This is a genomic window from uncultured Granulicatella sp. (genome assembly GCF_963528315.1).
In the GTDB taxonomy this organism is placed as follows: domain Bacteria; phylum Bacillota; class Bacilli; order Lactobacillales; family Aerococcaceae; genus Granulicatella.
In genome coordinates this window covers 1-26,328 of the sequence record NZ_CAURVV010000022.1, presented here as the reverse complement: position 1 = coordinate 26,328, position 26,328 = coordinate 1, and the positions used below count along the sequence as shown (strand labels likewise).

Below are 26,328 nucleotides of genomic sequence, written 5' to 3'. Positions count from 1 at the left end.
CAAAATCGGGACGTGCTTTCTTCTATTTTTGAGACTTACTGCCCAGCCTCTTTTTCTTTTGATGATGTTGAGGAAAAAGCATAGCAATTTCTTTGGAAAATCTTTATAATGTAACTGATAACAAAAAAAGAAGGAGCGATTATGCCTCAAGGAAAAATTATTCGAGCCTTAAGTGGCTTTTATTATATCGAGTCCTCTCATCAAATTTATCAAACTCGAGCACGTGGAGTTTTTAGAAAAAGGGGACAATCTCCATTAGTCGGAGATATTGTGGATTTTACAAGTGATACTCCGGAACAAGGAGTACTTGAAAAAATTTATCCAAGGAAAAATGCTTTAGTTCGTCCACCTGTTTCAAACGTAGATATTGGTGTAGTGGTGATGTCTGCTGTGGAACCAGATTTTTCAACGCATTTAGTGGATCGGTTTTTAGTATATTTAGAAGGAATGGAAATTCAACCAGTCTTACTGATTACAAAGGTAGATTTATTAACTTCAGCACAATTGCAACATCTAGAAGCAGTGAAGAAGAAATACCAAGAAGTTGGATATGAAGTATGGTATTCTACAGAAGTAAAAGAACACCAAAGTGAATTTTTAGCTTCCTATAAAGGAAAACTAGTGGTCTTTTTAGGGCAATCTGGGGTTGGAAAATCAACAATGTTGAACCAATTAATTCCAGAGCTAAATCAAGAAACTGGAGAAATTTCTAGTGCATTAGGTCGTGGGAAACATACGACTAGACAAGTTTCTCTACATGAAGTAGAAGAAGTTTGGATAGCAGATACCCCTGGATTTAGTACGGTAGATTTTATTGGAGTGGAAAAAGAAGACCTTCCACATTTATTTCCTGAATTTGAAGAATACTCTACTCATTGTAAATTTAGAGAATGTTCTCATCAACATGAACCTCAATGCGGCGTACAAGAAGCTGTAAAAGAGGGGAAAATTTGGCAAGAAAGATATGACCATTATCAAGATTTCTATGAAGAAATTAGCCAAAGAAAACCAATTTATCAAAGAAAAAAATAATCGTTATAAAGGAGTCAAAAACATGAAAGTAGCACCTTCTATTTTAAGTGCAAATTTTGCAACATTAGGAGAAGACGTTAAGAAAGTAGAACAATTAGGAGCAGATTGGATTCATATCGATGCAATGGATGGTCAATTCGTTCCTAACTTAACACTTGGACCAAATATTGTAGAAGGACTTCGTCCCATTACAACATTAACATTAGATTGTCATTTAATGGTTCAAGAACCTGAACGTTTTGTAAAGGAATTTGCAAAAGCGGGGGCGGACTATATTTCTGTTCATATTGAAGCAACAAATCATATTCATCGTACTTTACAACTTATTAAATCTGAAGGAGTAAAAGCAGGGATTGTGATTAATCCAGGAACTCCAGTGAGTGCCATTAGTGCTGTATTAGGAATGGTTGACTTAGTATTAGTGATGACTGTTAACCCAGGATTTGGGGGACAAGCATTTATTCCAGAAACATTAGATAAAGTAAGAGAATTAGTAGAATTACGTGAAGAATATGGCTATCACTATTTAATTGAAGTAGATGGTGGTGTGAATGGTCAGACAGCTAAATTATGTCGTGAAGCAGGGGTAGACGTTGCAGTAGCAGGTTCATATGTTTACTATGCAGACGATATTAAAAAGGCAATTGATTCTATTAAAGAAGCTTAAAAGAGGAATTGGGTATGGAAATAATCGTAGTCATTGGGGGACCATTAGATAAAGGAGCTATACGACGATGGTTGAATCAGAAGCTTCAGCAAAAGGATAATCAAGAATTTCAATTTATTGGAGTAGATGGTGGCTGTTTGAAATTAATGGAGGAAGAGTTACCGATTGATTTAGCAATTGGAGATTTCGATTCGATTTCACTAGAGGATAAAGAAGCTTTAAAAAATTATGCTTTAAAAATGATTGAATTTCCTTCTGAAAAAGATTTTACAGATTTTGAAGAAGCATTAATGTGGATTGCAAAGTCATATCCTCAAAAAAAAGTTCATGTATTAGGGGCTTTTGGAGGAAGAGTGGACCATGCCATTAGCTGTTTATGGACTATGTTTCGTCCAGAATTACAAGCATTAATTCCGTATCTTTCACTAGAAGATGAATGGAATCATATTTCTTTTTTAACCCCAGGAGATTATGTCATTCATAAAATAGTGGATACGAATTATTTATCGTTTATTTCAATGGGTCCTGTTCAACAATTAACGTTAAAACAGGTGAAATATCCTTTGAATCATCAAAATTATGATTTTCCAATCGCATTGATTAGTAATGAATTTATCGATGAAAAGATGGAAATTTCATTTGAGTCTGGTGGAATCATCGTGGGTCAAACAAGAGATTCGTGGAGATGATTCGGAATTAATTCTGCATTAAAAGGAATAAAACTTATATCACACTTTTATTTTCTTTATAAAATAGAAGTGTGATTCTTTTTTTGAGTTGAATTTTTTGTGAAATGAGATATACTATATATGAGTCTGTTGAAGGTTCAAAAAAAGTATATATTTGGAGGTCTTTTTATGTTAAAAGAAGTTTTAGAATTAGGAAAAATCGTTAAAAAAACAAGCGTTTTTGTAAGTGGTGTTGTAGTAGGTTCTGTAGGACTTAAAGTTTTAGCGAACAAAGACACAAAACATATTGCTGCAAAAGCTGTAGCAGTATCTTATAAATTAAAAGATGGATTAGATGCAACAGTTTCTCAATTGAAACAACATGCAGATGATGTATTAGCTGAAGCAAATGACTTATATGTTGAAGAAAAAGCAGCTAACTTAGCAACAGTAGAAACAAGTGAACAATAATGAAAGTAACAATTAAAGCTCAATCAAAAAATAGAGTGCGTTTGGAAGTTCCTTTTAGATGTACAGCTGCTGTTCAGTTGTATTTAGAAGAAGAAAAAAGACTATTTCCAGAAATTACGCAAATCATTTGTTATAAAGATGAAAAGCATATCGCATTTACTTTTGAAACAGGATATGAATCAAGTGTTTATCGTTTCCTAGATCATTTAGAGGTGACTACTTTAAATGAAAAACAAAGAGATTTTACAGTGGATGCTCAAGTGACACCTGTGGATATTGTAGCTTCCCATATTTACCGTAAATTGGTTGCAAAAGTATTGATTCCGCAACCATTAAAAATTTTCTGGTTATTATGGAAAATGAAGAAATTCGGAAAAGCTGCATTTGAATCTGTTTTAGAAAAGAAATTATCCATGAGTATTTTGGATTTTGTAGCGATTGTAACATCGATGGCAATGGGAGATCATAAAACAGCTGATACGATTATGTTCTTATTAAATCTTGGAGATGATTTAGATGAATGGTCTCAAAAAAAATCCGTTGAAGATTTGGAGAAAAATCTAAAAAATAATATTTATGAATTATGGATTGAAAAAGACGGAGAACGATTCAAAAAATTAAGTCATCAAGTAGAAGTGGACGATGTATTCGTTGCTACTGAAGGACAAGAGATTTATTTTGATGGAACAGTTGTATCTGGTCGTGGATTTTTAAATGAAAGTTCATTAACTGGAGAAGCTTTCCCAGTATCTAAAAAAGTTGGAGATACTGTTTTTGCCAATACGGTTGTAGAACAAGGTGAATTATTAGTAAAAGTTACAAATGCTGAACAAAATTCACGTTTACAACAAATTGTTCAATTAATGAAAACAAGTGAATTACATCAATCAAAACAACAAAAACAATTATTAGAAAAAGCAGATGGCTTGGTGAAATATAATTTCATAGGAATGGCAGTGACCTATTTATTAACAAGATCCGTGCAAAAAGCATTAACGTTCTTACTAGTAGATTATTCATGTGCCTTAAAATTATCTTCCCCTGTGACTTATCTAACAGCTATTAAAGCAGCTTCTACAAGAGGAATTGTTGTAAAAGGTTCTAGTTCACTAGATGAATATCCAATGATTGACACCTATGTGTTTGATAAGACTGGAACTTTAACAACAGGGGTTCCAAAAATTCAAAAGATTTTACCTTATCGTGGCTATTCAGAGGAAGAAGTATTAAGAATTGCAGCGTGTTTAGAAGAGCATATTTATCATCCAATTGCTAGTGCAGTGGTGCAAAAGGCAGAAGATGATGGAGTTGAACATGAAGAAATGCATGGTAAATTAACGCATGTTGCTTCTAAAGGAATTTTATCTTCGATTGATGGTGAAAAAGTTGTTATCGGAAGTTTAGAATTGTTGAATGAACATCACGTGGAAATTTCTGAAGAACAAGCTAGAATTATTGAAGAGTATACTCAATGGTATCACCTATTGTATTTAGGCTATAAAGGAAAATTAATTGCGATTTTCTTAATTGATACACCATTGCGTCCGGAAACGATTGAAGTTTTACAATCGTTAAAAGAACGTGGAAAGAATATTATTTTATTAACTGGGGATACGAAGAAACGAACAGAATCTATTTGTTCGCTGATTCAATTTGATGAAGTCTATACTGAAGTGAAGCCAGAACAGAAACATCAAGTCATTCAAAATTTACAAGATAAAGGACATCGTGTCTTTATGATTGGTGATGGTCTAAATGATTCGGCTGCTTTATCTAAAGCAAATGTTGGGGTAGTAATGGCAAGTTCATCAGATATTGCTAGACAAGCTAGTGATATTGTATTCTTAGAAGAAACGTTATCTGGAATTCTTGTTTTAGATGATATTTCTGCACAATTGCAAAAACAATTAGGAAGAAACTTGAATACAACTGTCTGGGTAAATACTTCTCTAATGGGATTAGGATTGTTTAATGTATTAACGCCTAGTACATTAGCTGTGTTCCATAATTTGACAACAACCGTCATTATTGGAAAAAGTTTTACTTATATTAAATAAAAGAAAAAAGACTGGACATTGTCCAGTCTTTTTATTTGTCTAAATTAAACGCGTTCTACTTTACCTGATTTTAATGCACGAGTTGAAACCCATACTTTTTTAGGCTTTCCATCGATTAAAACGCGAACTTTTTGTAAGTTTGGTTTCCAAGTACGACGGTTAGCGTTCATAGCGTGAGAACGAGTGTTACCTGTTTCAGAACGACGTCCAGTGAAATAACATACTTTAGCCATGGTCATTCTCCTCCTTTAATTTAAATCATTGATCAGCTGATATAATTTTTAAACTAAATCATATACTTAAATAATTTATCATAGTTGACGATAGAATGCAAGCTAGAGTCCAAGATAAAGTATAAATTTTTGTAAATCTGTTTTGGTAGCGCATTTTCATGCATAAAAGGTTAGGTAAAATTCATCATTTATGATAAAATAATAAAGAATCATCGAACAGTCTGTAAAAAATAGATTGTACGAATTTTAAGGAGGTTACAAAAATGACAGTCAAAATTCAAACAGAACAAGGGTTAATTGAATTAAGCAATGAAGTTATTGCAACTGTAGTTGGTGGCGCAGCAACAGATAACTATGGAGTTGTTGGAATGGCCAGCCGTAATCATATTCGTGATAATTTAAATGAAATTTTGAAAAAAGAAAACTATTCTCGTGGCGTAGTGATTCGTCAAGAGGAAGAAGGCGTAGCTGTTGATGTGTATATTATCGTAGGTTACGGCACTAAAATTTCTGCAATTTGTCGCAATGTTCAAGAACAAGTAAAATATAATTTAGAAACGATGTTAGGATTTTCTGCGAACACTGTTAATGTTTATGTTCAAGGAGTAAAAATCATTGAAGCGTAAGCTTTGATGGTGTGTCAGGAGGATATAAGAATCAATGGTAACAAAAAATATTATTACGGCTCAAGATTTTCGAGCAATGGTAGAAATTGGTGAAGCACGTTTAAGTGAAAATGCTGAATTTGTCAATTCATTGAATGTATTTCCGGTTCCAGATGGTGATACTGGTACAAATATGAGCCTTTCATTTAAATCAGGTGCAGAGCGTGTAGCAAATTCTTCTGCGCAAACAGTAGGTGAGTTAGCGCAAGACTTAGCAAAAGGTTTATTAATGGGTGCTCGTGGAAATTCAGGAGTTATTTTATCTCAATTATTCCGTGGTTTTTCAAAAGCAGTTGAAGGAAAAGATGAATTAACAGGTGAAGATTTAGCAGAAGCATTCACTAAAGGAGTTGAAACAGCTTATAAAGCAGTGATGAAACCTGTTGAAGGAACTATTTTAACAGTTGCCCGTGAGTCTGCTAAAAGAGGCGTTCGTAAATTAGAACGTTCAAACGATATTATTGAAGTAATGGGTTCTGTATTACGTGGAGCTCAAAAATCATTAGATAAAACTCCAGATTTATTACCTGTATTGAAAGAAGTTGGCGTTGTTGACTCTGGTGGTCAAGGTTTAGTATTTATTTATAATGGATTTTACGAAGCTTTAACAGGAGAAGCTACTCCAGTTCAAGCATTATCAACGAATAAAATTGATTTAAGTTCAGTGGCTCATCATGAAAGTGGCATTGATTATGAACATGCTTCTACAGCGGATATTCAATTTGGTTACTGTACTGAAATTATGGTACGTATTGGCGAAGGTGAAACAGTAGTGGATACTTTTGATTATGATACATTCCGTAATTACTTAAATGAATTAGGAGATTCTTTATTAGTTGTAGCGGATGATGAAATTATTAAAGTTCACGTTCATACAGAACGTCCTGGTGAAGTGATGAATTATGGTCAACGCTTTGGTTCATTAATGAAAGTGAAAGTTGACAATATGCGCTTGCAACATGAGGAAGTTTTAAAAACTGACTATACTGAAAAAGTAAAAGCAGTTGCTCCAAAAGCTGAATATGGAATTGTTGCTGTAGCTGCGGGTGAAGGAATCCATGAATTATTCAAGAGCATGGGTGTGACAACAATTATTAATGGTGGTCAAACAATGAACCCAAGTACAGAAGATATTTTAGCAGCAGTAAAAGAAGCTCATGCTGAAAAAGTGATTGTTTTACCAAATAATAAAAATATTTTAATGGCTGCAAATCAAGCTGCTGAAGTAAGTGAGGATGCAGAAGTTGCAGTTGTGGCAAGTAGAACAATTTCTGAAGGATTATCTTCATTATTAGCATTTAACCCACAAGCAAGCCTTGAAGAAAATAAAGAAGCTATGACAGAACAATTGTCACTAGTGACAAGCGGTCAAATTACAAATGCCGTTCGTGATACTTCCATTGATGGAGTAGACATTAAAGAAAATGACTTCATGGGTATTGTAAATGGTAAAATTTTAATTAGTGTACCAGATCGCAAACAAGCAACAATCGATACAATTGCTAAAATGGTGAATGATGAATCTGAAATCTTAACAATTTTAGTTGGGGAAGATGTAGAAGTATCTGAAGCCGAAGAAATTGTTTCTTATGTTGAAGAACATTTCCCAGATATTGAAGTAGAATTACATGAAGGTTTGCAACCTGTATATGCATATTTATTAGCAGTAGAATAAAATATTAGAGAGACTGGGCAAAAAATGTCCAGTCTTTTTTGTCGATAGAAATAATAGAAACAGTAGTAGCAATAGCCATGAGACTCGCTCGCGAGGCTGCTGGCGATCTTGCTACTATGAAAATTCTTGTCTATAAATTATTAAAAAAACAACAACAGTTGACAGTATCTCTTTTCCTCTCTAAACTATAAAAGAATAAGACTATTGGAGGTGAAGAAATGGATAAAACAATATTTCAATCCGTAAGATTTTTATCGGGTGTCGGACCTAAACGAATGGAACCATTACATGACTTAGGAATTGATACCATTTATGACTTACTAACCCATTTTCCATTTCGCTACGAAGACCTTCAAGTAAGAGATGTTTCCACTATCATGGATCAAGAAAAAGTCACATTAGCGGGAATCATTGTAACAGAACCAGTCGTTCATTATTATGGCTTTAAGAAAAATCGAATATCTTGTCGAATGGCGATTGGTGAACAAGTTATCCAAGTTTCCTTTTTTAACCAACCCTATTTGAAAAATAAGTTAATTCAACATCAAGAATGTATTATTTTTGGAAAATGGGATGCCAAACGATCTACTTTAATGGGAATGAAAATTATTTCTACGAAAGAAGATATGGAAGAAACGTCCAATTTTGAAGCGGTATATCGAACGAATAAATCCATTCGACAAAGTACATTATTGAAATTAATTCAAACAGCTTTATCGTTGTATAAAGAAAATATTCCAAATCCATTGCCTGCTTCCATTCAGAAAAAAAGACAATTACTATCACATCCAGAAGCGGTTGAAGGAATGCATTTTCCAAAAGATGAACGTCATTCAAAACAATCTAGACAGCAATTAGTGTATCAAGAATTATTTTGTTACCAACTAAAACTACAGAGCTTAAAAAAGAAGAGACATCATTCTCAAAAAGGACAAAGTATTTTATATGAAAATGCAGCATTAAAGGCATTTATTCAAACTTTACCTTTTACATTAACAGAAGGGCAAAAGAAAGTAGTCAATGAAATTTGCTATGACTTAAGAGCGCCTTATGAAATGAGTCGCTTATTACAAGGGGATGTTGGAAGTGGAAAAACGGTTGTTGCTACAATTGCAATGGTAGCGACTGCTTTAACAGGAAAGCAGGCTTGTTTAATGGTTCCGACAGAATTATTAGCAGATCAACATTACGAAACCATTTGTGCTTTAACAAAAGAAACAGAACTCAAAGTTGGAAAACTTACTGGAACAACAACTCTTAAAGAAAGACGGCAATTATTAGAGCAATTAGAAAAGGGAGAACTTCAACTTTTAGTGGGGACTCATGCTTTATTCCAGGAAGATGTCATTTATCACGATTTAGCTTTCATTGTCATTGATGAACAGCATCGCTTTGGAGTAAAACAAAGAGCGCAATTAGCACAAAAAGGAACAGGAGTAAATGTGCTGCAAATGACAGCAACCCCAATTCCAAGAACATTAGCCATTACGACTTTTGGAGAAATGGATACATCCATCTTAAAAGAAGCTCCTAAAGGAAGACAGCCAATTAAAACATTTTGGGTTAAAGAACAAGAGTTGGAAAAAGTATATGATTATATCGAAAAACAAGTCCAATCAGGAAGACAAGCTTATGTCATTTCTCCATTAATTGAAGAAAGTGAAAATTTAGATGTCCAAAATGCTACAGAAATTTATGAAATGATTTCTAAACGATTTGAAAATCGTTTGTCAGTAGGTTTATTACATGGACGTTTAAAAAGTGATGAAAAAGAAAGTGTCATGAATGCCTTCCAAAAAAATGAAGTACAAGTACTAGTTTCTACAACTGTTATTGAAGTAGGTGTAGACGTAGCAAATGCCACTGTAATGGTCATATTAGATGCAGATCGATTTGGATTAGCTCAATTACATCAATTAAGAGGACGCGTAGGACGTGGAGAACATGCATCGACATGTATTTTAATTGCATCACCTAAAACAGAGCAAGGAAAACAAAGAATGCAAATTATGTGTGAATCAACAGATGGATTTTATTTGAGTCAGAAAGACTTAGAATTACGTGGGTCTGGAGATGTTTTTGGACTTCGTCAATCTGGAATTCCAGAGTTTAAAGTGGCTGACATTGTACAAGATTATGATATACTAGAACAAGCAAGAGAAGATGCTATTACATTTGTTATCGAAGAAGAGGACAGTGTAGCTTATAAAGAAATACAAGAATTTATCGAACAAACAAGTCGTGAAACGGAGGAAGTTTTAAATGGTTAAAATTGCTATTGATGCAATGGGTGGAGACCACGCTCCTAAAGAAATTGTAGCAGGTGCTATTCAAGCAGCAAAAGAATATCCAGAAAATGAATTTCAATTATATGGAGATCAAGATAGTATTCAAGCAGTGATGACAGAAACTCTGCCAAATATTAGAATTATTCATTGTAGTGAGAAAGTAACAAGTGAAGATGAACCGGTTAAGGCTGTTCGTCGTAAAAAAGATGCTTCTATGGTAGTTGCAGCTCAAGCAGTGAAAGATGGCGAAGCAGATGCGCTATTTTCAGCAGGAAATACTGGTGGATTACTAGCGAGTGGTTTATTAATTGTTGGTCGTATTAAAGGAATTGATCGTCCAGGATTAATGCCAGTTTTACCAGTTGTTGGAAAAGAAAATCGTCAATTTATTTTAATGGATGTTGGTGCAAATGCTCAATGTAAAGTACAAAATTTAGAACAATTTGCAGTATTAGGTTCGTACTATGCAAAATATGTATTAAAGATTGACAATCCAACAGTTGGTTTATTAAATAATGGAACTGAAGAAGGTAAAGGAAATGATTTAGTAAAAAGTGTGTATCCACTTCTTCAAGAAAATTCATCGATTAATTTTGTTGGAAATGTTGAAGCAAGAGAAATTTTAAATGGAATTGCGGATGTTGTTGTAACTGATGGTTTTACGGGAAATGCAGTTTTAAAAACGATTGAAGGTACAGCTTTAACAATGATGAGTTTATTAAAGGAAAATATTTTAAATCAAGGGATTACCGGAAAACTAGGGGCTTTATTATTGAAGAATACTTTCCGTTCATTGAAAAATACTTTAGATTATTCTCAATTTGGGGGCGCAGTATTATTTGGATTGAAGGCTCCTGTAGTGAAGGCTCATGGTTCTTCTAGTGCAAGTAGTGTTTATTTTGCGTTGAAGCAAATTGATACGATTGTTCGAAGTGGCGTAGTGAAAGATTTGGTTGACTATTTTGAGGAGAACGAGAAATAGACTTTGCTTTATAGTAATAGACGACGGCAGCAAACAGCTTTGCTGTTTCATGCCTAAAAATTGAGCCTTGGTCTCAATTTTTTGTGTGATATAATCAGCCACTGCTGATTATATCACTAGTATTACTATGCAAAGTCTTTTCTGTTTGGACGGATATTTATGAGGGGACGTTTGAGAAGTAGACTTTGCTGTTTCGGATGCAAAGTTTTTTCTGCGTAAGTATGAAAAAAAGTGACGTGCTGTTTTGGCAGACGTCACTTTTTTCGTTGATTAATTAAAAATTATTGGGAATGTTAATAGAATTGAAATAATCCATAACAATGCAAAAGTCCATAAACAAAATTGAATGATAGACTGATACGATTTTTTCTTTTGTGGAATATACTCTTTTTTCTTTGAACGAAAACTATAAAGGAAAAAGTCAAAGTTTCCAGATTGAATAACTAATAGAGTTAAGCCTATGATTAAAAAAGGGAAACTCAATAGTGTTAAAGTATTTCCAATATAAACAAAGTCTAACATAGATTTATTCGTGAAGCTTCCATAAAGCAAAACGAGAATTGTAAGGATAAAAGTAGTTCCTAGAGAATAGATTAAGATTCTTTTATTCAATTGGATAACCTCTCTTATTCTTTTGGAGAATCAGAATCTTCATCTTCTGTTTCCATAAATGTAAAATTCTTTTCAATTAAATCTGCGGTTTCATTGATTAATTTTCTCATGGCGAGATAAGAATTTAACATTCGAATAGCATTTGAAATACTAAATGTGGCAAAAACGCAACAAAAAATTGTTGAAAATTCCCAACCACGAATGGGAAGTAATTGTACTGCTAAAAATATAAAGAAAGAAGCAATAAAAATTTCAATTATAAAATGTACAAAAAATTGTTGTTTACTAATCATCAAAAAGCCCTCCCCATCATTATTCTTTAAAAAAATCTTACAAGATAATAGAGAAATTTTCAAGTAATTTTTCTTGATTTTTTTTGACCAAATGAGTACTATAGTATTGTGGTTAGCACTTAAGAAGAATGAGTGCTAAAAAATCAAGGAGGTATGAATATGTTAAAACCGTTAAAAGATCGTGTTGTCATTCAAATGGTAGAACAAGAAGAAAAAACAGCAGGAGGGTTATTTTTACCAACTGCAGCACAAGAAAAATTACAATTTGCGACAGTGTTAGCTGTTAGTGAATTTACCGAAGAAAAAGATCGTCAAGTTCAAGTAGGAGACCGTGTAGTTTTTGAAAAATATACAGGAACTGAAGTTAAGTTAGATGGTCAAGAATACATTATTGTAAAAGAACAAGATATTATTGCAATTGTACAATAAGAAAGCGAGGAACTGAAAAATGGTAAAAGATATTAAGTTTTCGGAAGATGCAAGAGCATCGATGCTACGTGGAGTAGATATTTTAGCAAATACTGTAAAAGTAACTTTAGGACCTAAAGGTCGTAATGTTGTATTAGAAAAAGCATTTGGTTCACCATTAATTACAAATGATGGGGTAACAATTGCAAAAGAAATTGAATTAGAAGATCATTTTGAAAATATGGGAGCTAAATTAGTAGCAGAAGTAGCTTCTAAAACAAATGATATTGCTGGAGACGGAACAACAACTGCAACAGTTTTAACGCAAGCAATTGTTCGTGAAGGCTTAAAAAATGTTACAGCAGGAGCAAATCCAGTAGGTATTCGTCGTGGGATTGAATTAGCAACACGTGCTGCTGTAGAAGAATTACACAAAATTTCTCGTCCGGTAGAATCAAAAGAAGCAATTGCTCAAGTAGCAGCTATTTCTTCTGGTTCTCAAGAAGTCGGTAGTTTAATTGCAGAAGCAATGGAAAAAGTAGGAAATGATGGCGTTATTACAATTGAAGAATCTAAAGGGATTGAAACAGAATTAGATGTTGTAGAAGGTATGCAATTTGATCGTGGATACTTATCTCAATATATGGTAACTGATAACGATAAAATGGTTGCTCATTTAGATAATCCATTTATTTTAATTACAGATAAAAAAGTTTCTAATATTCAAGAAATTATTCCATTATTAGAACAAATTGTGCAACAAGGTCGTGCATTATTAATTATTGCTGATGACGTAGATGGAGAAGCATTACCAACATTAGTTTTAAATAAATTACGTGGAACATTTAATGTAGTTGCTGTTAAAGCCCCAGGATTTGGTGACCGTCGTAAAGCGATGTTAGAAGATATTGCTGTATTAACAGGTGCTCAAGTTATTACAGAAGATTTAGGATTAGAATTAAAAGATGCTACTTTAGCACAATTAGGTACAGCTGGTAAAGTAGTCGTTTCTAAAGACAATACAACTATTGTTGAAGGAGCAGGTTCAAAAGAATTAATTTCAAATCGTGTAGCTTTAATTCGTTCTCAAGCACAAGATACAACAAGTGATTTTGATCGTGAAAAATTACAAGAACGTTTAGCAAAATTATCAGGTGGAGTAGCTGTTATTAAAGTAGGTGCTGCAACTGAAACAGAATTAAAAGAGAAAAAATTACGTATTGAAGATGCCTTAAATGCAACACGTGCTGCTGTTGAAGAAGGAATCGTTTCTGGTGGTGGAACTGCACTAGTGAATGTTCAAAAAACAGTAGATGCTTTAGAATTAGAAGGGGATGAAGCAACAGGAGCGAAAATTGTTTCTCGTTCGTTGGAAGAACCACTTCGTCAAATTGCAACAAATGCAGGATTAGAAGGTTCGGTAATTGTGGCTCATTTGAAAGCTCAAGAGTTAGGAATTGGATATAATGCAGCAAGTGATGAATGGGTGAATATGATTGAAGCAGGGATTGTAGATCCTACTAAAGTAACTCGTTCTGCTTTACAAAATGCAGCCTCTGTATCTGCTTTATTATTAACAACAGAAGCAGTTGTAGCAGATAAACCAATCCCAGCTGCACCAGCAATGCCTGGAATGGATCCAGGAATGGGTATGATGTAATTGTTATGTATATAAACTAGACTTCTCTGAAGTAGCAAAAAGGACGCAAGCAGCCTCGTAAAAGCGAGTCTCATTGCTAAAAATTGAGCCTAAGGTCTCAATTTTTCCAGTGATAAAATCTGCAGTAGCAGTTTTTATCACTCGAGCTACCGCAAGAAGTCTATTTATATGGACGAGTGTTTATGAGTGAACGTATAAAAGTAAGACTTCTTTGAAGTAGCAAAGTGAACGTAACTGGGCGTGGGCTACTTCGGGAAGTCTTTTTCATTTTTTATGAAAAAATTCTCTCATTTTCATAAAAAAGCATTGAAATCTGTAAATTTGTGGTATACACTACTGTATATACAGTAGAAAAAGGGGATATATTCAATGAAAAAGAATAGATTTTTAACGTTAACAGCTTTACTAACAGCAATTGCGATTGTTGTTCCAATTATAATGCCATTCAAAATTGTCATTCCACCGGCATCTTATACTTTAGGAAGTCACGTAGCTATTTTTATTGCGATGTTTCTTTCTCCATGGATGACGGTATTTGTTGTATTAGGTTCTACCATTGGTTTCTTCCTAGCAGGATTCCCATTTATTATCGTTTTGCGAGCATTTTCTCATATTTTATTTGGAACTTTAGGAGCTCTTTATTTGAGAAAGTTCCCGAATATATTAGAAAGTCAAAAATCTTCATGGATTTTTAATATTGTTTTAGCAATTATTCATGCCATTGGTGAAGTATTTGTATGTTTTGTATTTTATAGTGTGACAGGTCAAGATCTTCAAAAATTATTATATGTCTTAATTGTCTTAGTTGGAGTTGGTACGATTATTCATAGTATGGTAGACTATGTAGTAGCGATTGGTATTTATCGTTCATTAAAGAAAATCCATAAGAGAGAGGGTTAATAGTGACCATTACACGTAGAAAGCAATTATTGAGTTTATTAAAAGAATCTTCATCAGCGATTAACGGACAGCAATTAGCGGACCATTTTCATGTGACAAGACAAATTATTGTTCAGGATATTGCCATTTTACGTGCAGATGGGGAAGATATTATCTCGACGAATCGAGGCTATATTCATTCTGCTTCTAAGCAACCACAACAAATGCATCGTTTGTTTAAGGTGAAACATACGATTGATGATATTGAAGATGAATTACTTGCTATTGTGGATAATGGTGGTAAGGTCAAAACGGTTTTAGTGGATCATCCAGTATATGGGGAAATTCAAACGTTGTTGAAAATGACTTGTCGAAGAGATATTGTTCATTTTATGAAGCAAGTAGAGGAAACGGAGTTTCGTCCTTTGTCTGAGTTAACGGATGGGGTTCATTATCATTTAGTGGAAGCTGATACGAAGCAAGATTTAGATGAAATTGAGAAGGCTTTGAGAAAGTTGGGATTTTTAATCGACGACTCTTTATAAATTTTGTATAGACTTTCTGTCATAGTAGTAGAAGACGCAAGCAGCCTCGCAAAAGCGAGTCTCATTGCTAAAAATTGAGCCTAGGTCTCAATTTTTCTTGTGATAAAATCTGCGGTGCAGCTTTTATCACTGGTACTACTATGGAAAGTCTAACTTGGGGACGTGTATTTATGGGAGTTCGTTTAGAATATAGACTTTCTGTTATAGTAGTATGCGACGCTAGCAAACCTTCGGTTTCATGGCTAAGAATTGAGCCTAGGGTTTCAACTTTTCTAGTGATAAAATCTGCAGTGGTAGTTTTTATCACTGGTACTACTATAGAAAGTCTTACTTTTTGGACGTGTATTTATGGGAGTGCGTTTAGAATTATAGTGACCAAAAAAGTTAGGTTTTAGGTCTAACTTTTTTGGTCATTTTTGTACTTAGTTCTAAAAGTTAGATAAAAAAATACTTTAGAAGAGTTATTTAAACTGAAATTAAAAATTAATTCTTTAATTTAAAGAAAATAACAGTGTGCTTGACAACGTAAAGTTGGTTCATTATAATCCAAGATACATACTACCGGTATGAAAAAGGAGGTGTTATAATGGCGAGAAATAGAAAGCCGGAAGAAACAAGAAGAAAAATATTAGAAGTTTCTAAAGAATTATTTCTAGAAAAAGGATTTGATAATACATCAATACAAGATATCATCGATGGATTAGGTGGATTAACAAAAGGTGTTATTTATCATCATTTTGAGTCAAAAAATGAAATATTGCAATCAATTATTAGTGAAAATAATCAACAAATTTTAAATTATAATTGGAGAGGAGAAACAGGATTAGAAAAAATACAAAATTCTTTAATGGATTCTTTTTCTAATTTTGAACAACAAAGACTCGTATACTCAGCTTCAATTATGTTAAGAAGTCCACGTTTGTTAGGAGAACAGTATTTAAATCTATTTTCTGATTTTTTACCAGGTATTAGAGAAAAGGTTTTTGAAGGTGTTAAAGATAAATCAATTAAAACAGAATATCCTGAAGAATTAGCAGATTTAATTATTTTAACTTTAAATATTTGGATTGGGTTCCAAATTTCTATTTATACAGTAGAGGAATTAAAGCGTAAAATGAATTTCATTAAACTAACTTTTGAAGGCCTGGGAGTACAGTTGATTACTGATGAAATGATGGAAATAATTTTCAAATTATTTGATCACTTAAAAAGCAGTAAATAAGTTTTATGTATAAATTTTTTTAAAATACCATACTCTATGTGTGGTATTAAAAAACTACTACACATACCTTTAGTATGTTTATTTTTTACTACTTAACATACCGAAAGTATGTAAAATAGTTTTAGAATAATGTAAACAAAGTTTAATTTTTGGAGGAAAAAATTTATGTTGTCGCTTATAAAAATTGAATTAAATAAAGTTTCAAAAGTTAAATTATTTTTAGCTTGGTTGATTACCATATTTATAGTATCAGGTATTACAGGAATTATAATTATGGGGTTAGGTACGGATAATAAATTGGTAGAATTCGTTGGACAGAGTTTTAATGATTTTAGAGGTACAAGTAAATGGGAAGGTTGGGCAGTTGCAGCGTCATTGTTTTCATCTTTATTTACAAAAGCAGCGTTTTTAATTTTTGAATCTTATTTATTGTCTAGTATTATTATTGATGAATTTAAACGAAGAACAATTCTTCAGTTGTTTGTTTATCCTATTTCGAAAATGAAATTACTATGGGGGAAAATGTTATCAGTAGTCCTACTATCATTTATTACTCATTTTACTGCACATATTGTTATTCAATTATTTATTAAATTAATGGCATTTTTAACAGGGGAAAATTATATTCCATTAACGAATCATTTGATTAATTTAGTCGGAATTACGTTTGGAACAGTATTAATCGGTTTAATCCCTTTTGTTTTAGGAATGATTAAGTATTCAACTCCTATAACAATGCTTTCAGGTCTTGGTTTAGCAGCACTACTTTCTAATGTAACTCCTGGAAGTTTAATGAATAATTTTGTTGATAACGTATTTTTTTTAGTATTTGCTAGTTTTATAAGTTTAATGATTATTTCATTTTCAATTTATATGATTTCAAAAAAAGATATTAATATCGAGTAGTATAGCTGAGTTTATTCAAGTGAGAGGATTTTTCTCAAATAAAAGAATGAATAAAAAGGGAACCTTTGTAATTTATATAACTGAGGGAAAATGACTCACTTTGAAACCGTATATTGAAAGAGAGGGATAGAAATGGAAAATATTGTTGAAATAAAAGAACTTTTTAAAACAATAGATAAGGAAGAAATTTTGAGTGATATTAACCTTCAAATTGCTGAAGGAGAAATCTATGGTTTTTTAGGACCTAATGGTGCTGGAAAGACAACGTTAATGAAATGCATGTTATCTTTATTAACGATTACGTCAGGTAGTATTGAAATTTTCGGGAAAAATTTACAAGAATGTAGAGAGGAAATTTTAAGTCAGGTTGGTAGTATTATTGAAACACCAATATTTTATCAAGACCGTACTGCAAAAGAAATTTTAGAAATTCACGCTCAATACATGGGAAAGAATATTACCGAATTAGACATAATAAGTGCCTTAAAAATGGTCGGATTAAAAAATACGACAAAAAAAGTAAAAGAATTTTCGTTGGGAATGAGACAAAGGCTAGGTTTAGCTCGTGCTTTTTTAACGAAACCCAGATTATTAATTTTAGATGAACCAATTAATGGTTTGGATCCAGTAGGAATTCAAGAGATTCGAAATCTTTTACTGTCACTTTCAAAAGAATATGGAATTACAATATTAATATCAAGTCATATTTTATCGGAAATTTCTCAGATTGCAGATAAGATTGGTGTTATCAAAAATGGAACAATGATTGAACAGGTTTATATGAAAGATCTGATACAAGAAAATATTGACTTAGAAGAATATTTTATGTCACATTTTTTAAGTAAAAATCAAGAATTATGAGGCAGATTAAGAATGAAACAATTAATAAAGAACCATCAGAAGGCTTTCTATGCTTTCATGATTTTTAATATACTTGTTCCTTTAATTAATATTGCTTTTGCTTATTCTATTAAAGGGATTATTGATAGTGGAATGTCTAAAAATAAAGAAGATTTAACTCAAGCAATACTTGTGGGAGCTGTTGTTATATTCATCTATGCTGGTCTTAATTTTATATCCTTTCGATTGAGAAATAAGCTTGTTAGAAAAATTATGGCAAGATATAAAAACAAGGTGTTCCAATCTATTTTAGATAGAGATTATAGAGAATTTTCTAAGGAAACATCAGGGAAGTTTATTTCAATTTTGACTAAAAATATGAAAAAAGTTGAACAAGATTTCTTGTACCAGTTTTTTCATATTTCAAAAAATCTTTCCTTAATGATTTTTTCACTAATAGCTATGTTTATAGGTAATTGGTTTTTAACATTATTAGTTATCATTGCCAGTATTATTCCTATGATGATTTCAGGATTTATTGGACAAAAGTCAGCCCATCTTCAAAATAGTGTTATGATTGCAGAACAGAAATATTTAGCTAAGGTTAAAGATATTATAGCAGGCTTTCTAGTCATTAAAAGTTTTAATGTGAAAGAGGTTATTCATCAGGATTATAGTCATGAAAGTGGAAACTTGGATGAGATATATTTTATAAAAGGTAAATTTGATATTTTAGCTAATATTATTTCTCAGCTTTCAGGAATGATTGTTTTTTTAGTAGCCTTTGGAGGAGGAATGTATCTTGTTTTTAATGGTTATATTTCTATTGGGAGTGTAACAGCTATTGTTCAATTAGTTAATTTTGTAGTAATGCCACTAAATGAGGTTGGTGTGGGAATAAGTAAATTCCGTGAAGGTCAGGTAACACTAGAAGCTTTCAAGGTATACGATGTACCAGAATTTCAAAAGGGAAAAACAAAAGAATATTTTGATGAAGTAATTACATTTTCAAATGTTGATTTTTCTTATCCAAATGCTGAAGAAAGGATTTTTATTAATCTATCTTTGAAGATTAAAAAGGGAGAAAAAATTGCTATTGTAGGTAGGTCAGGAAGTGGAAAATCAACTTTACTTAATTTATTGTTGCGTTTTTATGATGTAACTAGTGGAGATATCTCAATTGATAATGAAGATTTACAAGCTATTTCAATGGAGAGTCTTTATAATTTAATGACAGTTGTCCAGCAAGATGTTTATATTTTTGATGATACTTTAAAAGCAAATATTACTCTTAATCAATCCTTTACTGAACATGATATAAAACAAGCTATACAACAGTCTGGTTTAGACAGTTATGTATTAGAGAATGATTTAGGTCTACAAGCTTTGTGTGGAGAAAATGGATCAAACCTATCTGGAGGGCAAAAACAGAGACTTAGTATTGCACGTGCTTTAATTCGAAAAACTCCAATTTTATTATTAGATGAAGCTACCTCATCTTTGGATAATCAAGTTACTGCTGAGATTGAAAATTCAATTTTGAAAATTCAAGATTTAACAGCTCTTGTTGTTACGCATAAGTTGAATGAGCTTATTTTGAAAAAATACGATAGAATTCTTTTTATGAAAGACGGGAGGATTGTTGAAGATGGCTCTTTTGATGACTTGATGGATCGAAAAGGTGAATTTTATAAGCTGTTTAAATTTAGTGAATCATAATACTAAATTAAATCGGATTTACTTAGGATAAAATTGAGGAAAACAAAAAACAAGTCTTACTGAATGGTAAGTCTTGTTTTTTTCTATCAGTTATTTGTTGATTTGTGTTGAATCAATTTGTAAGCTGGGGAGTTTTCTAATTCTTGGTTTCGATATTCAAGTAAAAAATCGAGTGCTTCTTGTGCAGTGGAAGAAATCGGAGCATTTTGCTCTAAACCTTTAGTAAGCCAGTAAATATAGCTATTAAAATCTTCTTCCTCTTCAATTTCTAATAAGCTTTGAAAGTTTTCAGGATGGAATAATCCCAATTGTTGCGTTCTAGTATTTTTGGTAATCCAATGACGGTGGTCAAAATCAACAATTTCAACATGAAGTTTTAGAGAATTGATTAAGTCCTCAAAAGAAGAAGCAATTGTTAACCATTGATCCATTTCTACATCTATGAGGCGAATGCTAGGTTCTTTTCCTTTTTCAAGATAATCAAAACAATAGTAAACAGATTCATCTTTAAAAAAGGGAATAAAGTAATTAGGTAGTCCTGTGTTCTCAGGGGAAAAACAGTCATCCAATACACTCGTCCAATTTCCTTGCTCTAATCCTGCAATACCATTTAAGAGAGTATAGTCTAATCCGAAACGAGTCGGTTCGATTGTGTCAATTTTCGAATGAAGAAAGTAACCTGCTCCTTCATTTTGAATCCATTGGAGATAAGTTTCAGGTAAGTCTTCAATAGTCCAATGATGATGGATAGGAGTTGAAAGTTCTAGTAATGTTTTGGTATAAGGATTTTGAATGAGTGCCATGATTCCTCCAAAAATAGGTCTAAAGTATGAGGTAAGTAATACTAAATATGATAAAATATGCTCAATTAATCGATAAAAGTTTTCAAAACTCATTCGATTTGTTACAATTAACTGTATAAAATATAAAGGAGTGTGTCAATATGACATTATGGATTATTTTAGGAATTATTGCAGTAGTCATTATCTGGGCTGTATCTGCATATAATGGCTTAGTAAAATTAAAAAACTGGGTTAGCGAAGCAGCAGCTCAAATTGATGTTCAATTAGGAAGAAGAAATGATTTAATTCCGAACCTTGTAGAAACTGTTAAAGGTTATGCAAAACATGAACAAGAAACACTTTCTCAAGTGATTGCAATGAGAAATCAATTAACAAATATGGGAAGCAATGCTTCAGTTCAAGAAAAAATGGATGTTTCAAATCAATTAAGTGGAACATTAAAAACAATTTTTGCGCTTTCTGAAAGCTATCCTGATTTAAAAGCAAATACAAACTTTATTAAATTACAAGAAGAATTAACAAATACAGAAAATAAAATTGCTTATTCACGTCAATTATACAATTCAAGCGTGGCACAATATAACATTAAAATTCAAATGATTCCAAATAATATTATTGCGAATTTTGGTGGATTTACAAAAGAACAAATGTTAGAAATTCCAACAGAAGCACGTGAAGTTCCAAAAGTTCAATTCTAAAATTGGGCGTAGGTGAAGAAGATGATGTATGAACAAATTGCTGCCAATAAAAGAAAAACATGGTTGGTAGTAGGATTATATCTAATTTTATTTCTACTGGTAGGTATTGGATTAGGTTATACAGTAATGGATAATGCTGTTGCCGGAATGGTTATTGCACTAGTTGCAGGTGGATTGTATACAATGATGATGATTAGTCAATCAACAGATGTTGTGATGCGATTAAATCATGCGACTGAAGTGACGGAATATGAACAAGCACCTCAATTGTGGCATATTGTGGAAGATATGGCGATGGTTGCAAAAGTTCCAAGACCAAGAATATTTGTGATTGACGATGATTCTCCAAATGCATTTGCAACTGGAATTTCTCCTGAAAAAGCAGCAGTTGCTGTAACAACAGGTTTATTACAACGATTGAATCGTGAGGAATTAGAAGGAGTTTTAGCTCATGAATTTGCTCATATTCGAAATTATGATGTAAGATTACAAACGATTGCGATTGCACTTGGTGCAGTGATTGCTATTTTAGTACAATTTGGAAGTCGAATGATGTTTTTTGGTCGTTCTTCGAGACGATCAAAAGATGAGGATAATGGAATTGCAGCGATTATGATGGTGATTTCCATTTTAGCAATGATTTTAGGGCCATTTATGTCTACGATTTTACAATTAGCAATTTCAAGAAATCGTGAATATTTAGCAGATGCTACAGCAGTAGAATTTACTAGAAATCCTCAAGGATTGATTTCAGCACTTGAAAAAATCTCTCAAGCTCCAGCGATGGAAGAAGCTGATCCTCAAAGTGCAGCATTATATATTGCTAATCCTTTTAAAAAGGGAAATGAAGAGAAAGATTCTTGGTTTGCAACACATCCTGCAACAAGTAATCGTATTAAACGTTTAAGAGAAATGTAGGATAAAGACAATTGAAGTTTTATAGCAAAGGCTTCAATTGTCTTTATTTCATTTTTGTTACAAAGAAAAAGCTTTCACATGGAATTTGTAATGAAATAAATATACATAAACAGGGATATTTCCCCTATAATAGTAATGTAGAATAAGTATAAGGGAGGAGTTTTGTGATGCAATCAATTTATGTACATTTGGATTCGATTTCGAATCATGTATTAAGTAGTTCAGTGAACTTTCAACCAGCAGTATTGACACAAAACGAAGTTCCTAAAAATTTATTATTATTAAAGGGACGTTCTCCATTAGCAACTTATGATGATTATACAGGATTTTATTATATAAAAGATGAGAAGAAGATTATTGCCTTTTTAGAAGAAATTCAAAATAGTGCGACAGAATATAATTGGATTGATTTTGAATCATTAGAATTTCTACATCAATTAACACCTCAAGAAATTGCAGACTTATTGTATATTTCGCATGCGAATACACATTTGCATTCTCCGTTTTTTTATAAATTACAAAATAATTTTATCTTTTTAAATTTAGGGCAAGAATTTACAAAAGTGTATTATCGTAAGATGGATGATTTTTATCGACAATTGGCTGCTCAATTGACGAACAAAATGAGCGAAGAAATGACTCGTTTAAATAGACGATTATTTTTCAATCAAGAGAAAAATGCTATAGATTTGCCAGTAGAATTGATAAAAGAATTAGTGACGTATTTTAAAGTCGGCATGGTATTTTCAACGGAAAGAATCAAAAAAGACTTACTAGAATATACAATTCCGCTATATGTAGCAGAAGATCGCTATCATGTTATGGAAAATGTGTATATTAAAGATAATTTATTTGGTCAACTGATTTATCATGAAGAGCAAGGTTGGACATTAGATATTTTTAAACGAAAAACAGATATCCTATAGAACGTTCTTAAGAGAAGTAGCTTACTTTCTTTAAGAACGTTTTTTTGATAGAATAATTGTAATAAATAAGAAATGAGGGTAGGTTATGTATTATGTAAAAAATCAAAGAAATGGGAAAGAAATCTATGATGCAACAACGAATTTGGCTATAGAATATTTCTTATTAAATGAGAAAAAATTAGATGAGCCGATTTTGTTATTTTATGTAAACGAAAATGCGATTATTATTGGGAAAAACCAAAATACTTATGAAGAAGTGAATCAAGATGGAGTCGATTCATTAAAAGTTCAAGTAGTTCGTCGTTTTTCTGGTGGTGGAGCCGTTTATCATGATATGGGAAATATTTGCTTCTGCTTTATTACAGAAGATGATGGAGATAGTTTCCGTGATTTTGGAAAATTCACACAACCAGTTATTCGTGCGCTACATAAAATGGGAGCAACTGGCGCTGAACTTCAAGGAAGAAATGATTTACTCATTGATGGAAAGAAATTCTCAGGAAATGCAATGTACTCAAATAATGGTCGTTTAACGGCTCATGGAACATTGATGCTAGATGTGGATGTGACGATTTTACCGCAATTATTACGTCCAAAAGCTGATAAAATTGCATCAAAAGGAATTAAATCAGTTCGTTCACGTGTCACAAATATTAAGCCTTATTTGGCAGAAGAATTCCAAGATTTAGATATTTTGCAATTTAGAGAAGTATTATTGAAAAATATTTTCGAAGTGGAAGATACTTCACTTATTAAAGAATATGTTCTAACAGAAGAAGATTGGGAAAAAATTGAAGAGTTGAGAAAGACTTATTTTAATAATCCTGATTGGAACTATGGAAAAAATCCAAAATTTGCGTTAACACAATCGAAACGTACAACAGCAGGACAAGTTGAATTCCACTTAAATGTTGAACAAAATCATATTAAAGAGATTAAAATTAATGGAGATTTCTTCGGACTTGGAGAAATTAGTGACGTAGAAGAAAAATTAACAGGAATTGAATATCAAAGAGATGCAGTTTCTAGAGTGTTTGAGTCGATTGATGTTCGTAAATATTTTGGAAATGTGACTGCTGAAGAATTAGTAGAGTTATTATTGAGCTAATACGAATGATAGAAAAGGTGTTATTACTTTACATTCTATGAAAATTCGTTACAATAGTACTATTCTTAAAAAATAATGAATGAATTTTTAAATGTAATGTAAGTGAGGTGAATATTATGGAAATGGAACGTATAAATGATGATACTATTTTAGTAAGAATTGAAAATGAAGATTTACAAGAACGTGGCACTTCTGTTTCAGAATTATTAGCTAATCCTACAGAAATAGAAGAATTTTTCCATAGTATTTTAGTAGAAATGGATGTCATTGATCAATTTGAAGATTCTGAAGGTATGAGTTTCCAAGTGATGCCAAATCCAGAAGGTATTGAATTATATGTTACTAAATATGTTGAAAAAAAAGATATTGAAGCAGATAGCGAACGGTTCGTTCGAAATTTAGTCGATACGATTCAACATTCTTTAGGACATCGAATGGGAAAACCAAAAAAAGAGAAAAAAGTAGAGGCGCCCGTTGAAAAAGAAAAAATATTGGAGCCACTGGATTGTACAGTATTTTTTGACTCATTTGAGGATTTTGTTCAGTTAGCAAAAATGTATCCATATAATGTTCAAAAATCATCTTTATATCGATATAGTAACTATTATTTTCTACATGTATACCAAGATGTTTTTGGAGGAGAAGATTTTACTGCAGATGTAGCTCTTTTAAGAGAATTTGGTGAATTTTCTAGAGTATCTTGGGAAGTTGTTCAAGAATATGGCGAAGTAATGATAAAAGAGAAAGCTATTGAAACAGCTAAAAAATATTTTAAATAATGTAAATAGTGGAAGTGAGCAAAAACAATTTCTGTCATTTGCTGACTCCACTATTTTTATAGAGGAGTAAAAATCATGAATGAAACAATTCAAACACAATTAAACCACCGCTCCATTCGAGCGTTTAAGGAGCAAGAATTAACAAAAGAAGAAGTGGAATTATTAGTAGATGTAGCAAGACATACTGCAACGAGTAAATTTATGCAAGCTTATTCGATTATTAGTATTACAGATCCAACATTAAAAGCTGCCTTTGCTGCAATTTCAAAACAACCATATGTTGAAAATAATGGGCATTTATTTTTATTTGTAGTAGATTATCATCGTAATGTTCAATTAACGAAGGCGCAAGATAGACCAGCCAAATTACAAGGAACAGCAGATTATTTTATTGCTGAATTAACAGATGCAACGATTGCTGCCCAAAATATGGTAGTAGCTGCAGAGTCATTAGGAATGGGAACTGTATTTTTAGGAAGTTTACATAATGATGCTCAGCAAATTATCGATTTATTAGGATTACCAGAATATACATTCCCAGCAGTTGGATTAGCAGTAGGATGGCCAAATCAAGAACCTCAATTAAAACCACGCTTACCAAAAGAAGTGATGTATATGGAAAATCACTATCAAGCATTAGAAAATCCATTAAAAGACATTGAAGCGTATGATGAAGAAATTACAGGTTACTACGATACAAGAGATTCAAATCATCGAGTGGATCGATTCAGCAAACAAGTGGCAGATAAAATGGAAACATTACCTCCAAAAAGATTAGCGTTATTAGAAGTAATTCAGCAACAAGGATTTTTGAAAAAATAAAATATTAGATTTTTTGAATGAACTGATTACAATTAAAATAAAGTTGAGTAAAGAAAAGAGGATGACAATGGATATTAAAGATTTTACAGAACATGAACAAAAACAAATAAATGCGGGATTAACGACTTCTGTCATTACGGATAAAGAAGCTGCAAAAAAAATTCTTGAATTAGTACCTAGCGAATGGATTAAGAAAATTCCATTTTTAGTGAGAGCCCATGCAACAACAAGAACTGTAGCAAGAGTGGCAAAACAATACCCAGAACTTTATGCAGTAGCAAAACAAGAAGGACCTTTACCTGAAAAGGAAAGAGAAGAATTAAGAGAAATTATGACAAATATTTTTGCAGAAAAAATGAACAAACATAAAATTAAATAAAATGATATTTTACAAAATAAAAGAGGCTGGGCAAAAAGTCTCAAAAATAGAAGAAAGCACTATAAAATTCTGA

The 26,328-nt window shown here is 32.2% G+C and carries 27 protein-coding genes; 24 read left to right on the top strand and 3 right to left on the bottom strand.

Annotated features, from left to right (window positions below):
* Window positions 1-141: 141 nt before the first annotated feature.
* The 5 genes from rsgA to RYK07_RS05880 all read left to right on the top strand — a co-directional run bounded on the left by rsgA (window position 142) and on the right by RYK07_RS05880 (window position 4,895).
* Window positions 142-1,032, top strand: coding sequence for a ribosome small subunit-dependent GTPase A (rsgA, locus tag RYK07_RS05900; protein ID WP_314852882.1), 891 nt, complete (start codon window positions 142-144; stop codon window positions 1,030-1,032).
* A 22-nt stretch (window positions 1,033-1,054) separates the two neighbouring features.
* Window positions 1,055-1,699, top strand: a complete 645-nt coding sequence (gene rpe / locus RYK07_RS05895) for a ribulose-phosphate 3-epimerase (RefSeq protein WP_006703474.1) — start codon at window positions 1,055-1,057, stop codon at window positions 1,697-1,699.
* Between the two features lie 14 nt (window positions 1,700-1,713).
* Window positions 1,714-2,388 (top strand): thiamine diphosphokinase, encoded by a 675-nt coding sequence (locus RYK07_RS05890; RefSeq protein ID WP_314852881.1) that lies wholly within the window; start codon window positions 1,714-1,716, stop codon window positions 2,386-2,388.
* Between the two features lie 168 nt (window positions 2,389-2,556).
* Complete coding sequence (locus RYK07_RS05885; RefSeq protein ID WP_314852880.1) at window positions 2,557-2,838, top strand: DUF6110 family protein; 282 nt, start codon at window positions 2,557-2,559, stop codon at window positions 2,836-2,838.
* Window positions 2,838-4,895 (top strand): heavy metal translocating P-type ATPase, encoded by a 2,058-nt coding sequence (locus RYK07_RS05880; RefSeq protein WP_314852879.1) that lies wholly within the window; start codon window positions 2,838-2,840, stop codon window positions 4,893-4,895. Before RYK07_RS05885 ends, RYK07_RS05880 begins: the two co-directional genes overlap by 1 nt.
* 44 nt (window positions 4,896-4,939) lie before the next feature.
* Here RYK07_RS05880 and rpmB read toward each other — a convergent pair whose 3' ends face one another.
* Entirely contained in the window at window positions 4,940-5,128 is a 189-nt protein-coding gene (gene rpmB / locus RYK07_RS05875) for a 50S ribosomal protein L28 (RefSeq protein WP_006703478.1), read from the bottom strand.
* Between the two features lie 263 nt (window positions 5,129-5,391).
* On the opposite strand from rpmB, the gene RYK07_RS05870 reads away from it, so the two are divergent.
* The 4 genes from RYK07_RS05870 to plsX all read left to right on the top strand — a co-directional run bounded on the left by RYK07_RS05870 (window position 5,392) and on the right by plsX (window position 10,738).
* Window positions 5,392-5,754 (top strand): Asp23/Gls24 family envelope stress response protein, encoded by a 363-nt coding sequence (locus RYK07_RS05870; protein WP_227930892.1) that lies wholly within the window; start codon window positions 5,392-5,394, stop codon window positions 5,752-5,754.
* Between the two features lie 34 nt (window positions 5,755-5,788).
* Complete coding sequence (locus tag RYK07_RS05865) at window positions 5,789-7,468, top strand: DAK2 domain-containing protein (RefSeq protein ID WP_314852878.1); 1,680 nt, start codon at window positions 5,789-5,791, stop codon at window positions 7,466-7,468.
* 218 nt (window positions 7,469-7,686) lie between these two features.
* A complete protein-coding gene (gene recG, locus RYK07_RS05860; protein ID WP_314852877.1) occupies window positions 7,687-9,738 on the top strand; it encodes an ATP-dependent DNA helicase RecG in 2,052 nt (683 codons plus the stop codon).
* On the top strand, window positions 9,731-10,738 hold the full coding sequence (gene plsX, locus RYK07_RS05855) for a phosphate acyltransferase PlsX (RefSeq protein WP_314852876.1): 1,008 nt from the start codon (window positions 9,731-9,733) through the stop codon (window positions 10,736-10,738). Before recG ends, plsX begins: the two co-directional genes overlap by 8 nt.
* A gap of 626 nt (window positions 10,739-11,364) precedes the next feature.
* On the opposite strand, the gene RYK07_RS05850 is transcribed toward plsX, so the two are convergent.
* Window positions 11,365-11,643 carry a DUF4305 domain-containing protein gene (locus RYK07_RS05850; RefSeq protein WP_314852875.1) on the bottom strand — a complete coding sequence of 93 codons (279 nt, stop codon included), beginning with the start codon at window positions 11,641-11,643 and terminating at the stop codon, window positions 11,365-11,367.
* Window positions 11,644-11,802: 159 nt separating this feature from the next.
* Here RYK07_RS05850 and groES point away from each other — a divergent pair, with 159 nt between their 5' ends.
* The 8 genes from groES to RYK07_RS05810 all read left to right on the top strand — a co-directional run bounded on the left by groES (window position 11,803) and on the right by RYK07_RS05810 (window position 19,822).
* Complete coding sequence (gene groES, locus RYK07_RS05845; protein ID WP_006703485.1) at window positions 11,803-12,072, top strand: co-chaperone GroES; 270 nt, start codon at window positions 11,803-11,805, stop codon at window positions 12,070-12,072.
* Between the two features lie 19 nt (window positions 12,073-12,091).
* Window positions 12,092-13,711: a chaperonin GroEL gene (groL, locus tag RYK07_RS05840; protein WP_006703486.1), complete on the top strand. Its 1,620-nt coding sequence runs from the start codon at window positions 12,092-12,094 to the stop codon at window positions 13,709-13,711.
* A 369-nt stretch (window positions 13,712-14,080) separates the two neighbouring features.
* Window positions 14,081-14,611: an ECF transporter S component gene (locus RYK07_RS05835; RefSeq protein WP_399546454.1), complete on the top strand. Its 531-nt coding sequence runs from the start codon at window positions 14,081-14,083 to the stop codon at window positions 14,609-14,611.
* Between the two features lie 2 nt (window positions 14,612-14,613).
* On the top strand, window positions 14,614-15,135 hold the full coding sequence (locus tag RYK07_RS05830) for a transcription repressor NadR (protein ID WP_314852874.1): 522 nt from the start codon (window positions 14,614-14,616) through the stop codon (window positions 15,133-15,135).
* A gap of 586 nt (window positions 15,136-15,721) precedes the next feature.
* Window positions 15,722-16,357 carry a TetR/AcrR family transcriptional regulator gene (locus tag RYK07_RS05825; RefSeq protein ID WP_314852873.1) on the top strand — a complete coding sequence of 212 codons (636 nt, stop codon included), beginning with the start codon at window positions 15,722-15,724 and terminating at the stop codon, window positions 16,355-16,357.
* A gap of 165 nt (window positions 16,358-16,522) precedes the next feature.
* Window positions 16,523-17,263 carry an ABC transporter permease gene (locus RYK07_RS05820; RefSeq protein ID WP_314852872.1) on the top strand — a complete coding sequence of 247 codons (741 nt, stop codon included), beginning with the start codon at window positions 16,523-16,525 and terminating at the stop codon, window positions 17,261-17,263.
* A 132-nt stretch (window positions 17,264-17,395) separates the two neighbouring features.
* A complete protein-coding gene (locus RYK07_RS05815) occupies window positions 17,396-18,124 on the top strand; it encodes an ATP-binding cassette domain-containing protein (protein WP_314852871.1) in 729 nt (242 codons plus the stop codon).
* A 12-nt stretch (window positions 18,125-18,136) separates the two neighbouring features.
* Entirely contained in the window at window positions 18,137-19,822 is a 1,686-nt protein-coding gene (locus RYK07_RS05810; RefSeq protein WP_314852870.1) for an ABC transporter ATP-binding protein, read from the top strand.
* Between the two features lie 86 nt (window positions 19,823-19,908).
* Here the strand turns inward: RYK07_RS05810 and RYK07_RS05805 are convergent, their stop codons facing one another.
* Window positions 19,909-20,625, bottom strand: coding sequence for an SMI1/KNR4 family protein (locus tag RYK07_RS05805; RefSeq protein ID WP_314852869.1), 717 nt, complete (start codon window positions 20,623-20,625; stop codon window positions 19,909-19,911).
* Window positions 20,626-20,765: 140 nt separating this feature from the next.
* On the opposite strand from RYK07_RS05805, the gene RYK07_RS05800 reads away from it, so the two are divergent.
* The 7 genes from RYK07_RS05800 (at window position 20,766) to RYK07_RS05770 (ending at window position 26,255) form a co-directional block, all read left to right on the top strand.
* Window positions 20,766-21,323, top strand: a complete 558-nt coding sequence (locus RYK07_RS05800) for a LemA family protein (protein WP_314679246.1) — start codon at window positions 20,766-20,768, stop codon at window positions 21,321-21,323.
* A gap of 21 nt (window positions 21,324-21,344) precedes the next feature.
* Window positions 21,345-22,241 carry a zinc metalloprotease HtpX gene (htpX, locus tag RYK07_RS05795; RefSeq protein ID WP_314852868.1) on the top strand — a complete coding sequence of 299 codons (897 nt, stop codon included), beginning with the start codon at window positions 21,345-21,347 and terminating at the stop codon, window positions 22,239-22,241.
* A gap of 167 nt (window positions 22,242-22,408) precedes the next feature.
* The gene (locus RYK07_RS05790; RefSeq protein WP_314852867.1) at window positions 22,409-23,167 is read left to right on the top strand and encodes a hypothetical protein; all 759 of its coding nucleotides are present in this window, start codon (window positions 22,409-22,411) and stop codon (window positions 23,165-23,167) included.
* An 85-nt stretch (window positions 23,168-23,252) separates the two neighbouring features.
* Window positions 23,253-24,275: a lipoate--protein ligase gene (locus tag RYK07_RS05785; RefSeq protein WP_314852866.1), complete on the top strand. Its 1,023-nt coding sequence runs from the start codon at window positions 23,253-23,255 to the stop codon at window positions 24,273-24,275.
* 116 nt (window positions 24,276-24,391) lie between these two features.
* The gene (locus RYK07_RS05780; protein ID WP_314852865.1) at window positions 24,392-25,054 is read left to right on the top strand and encodes an adaptor protein MecA; all 663 of its coding nucleotides are present in this window, start codon (window positions 24,392-24,394) and stop codon (window positions 25,052-25,054) included.
* A 75-nt stretch (window positions 25,055-25,129) separates the two neighbouring features.
* Window positions 25,130-25,876, top strand: a complete 747-nt coding sequence (locus RYK07_RS05775) for an NADPH-dependent oxidoreductase (RefSeq protein WP_314852864.1) — start codon at window positions 25,130-25,132, stop codon at window positions 25,874-25,876.
* A gap of 67 nt (window positions 25,877-25,943) precedes the next feature.
* Entirely contained in the window at window positions 25,944-26,255 is a 312-nt protein-coding gene (locus tag RYK07_RS05770; protein WP_006703501.1) for a hypothetical protein, read from the top strand.
* Window positions 26,256-26,328 lie beyond the last annotated feature (73 nt).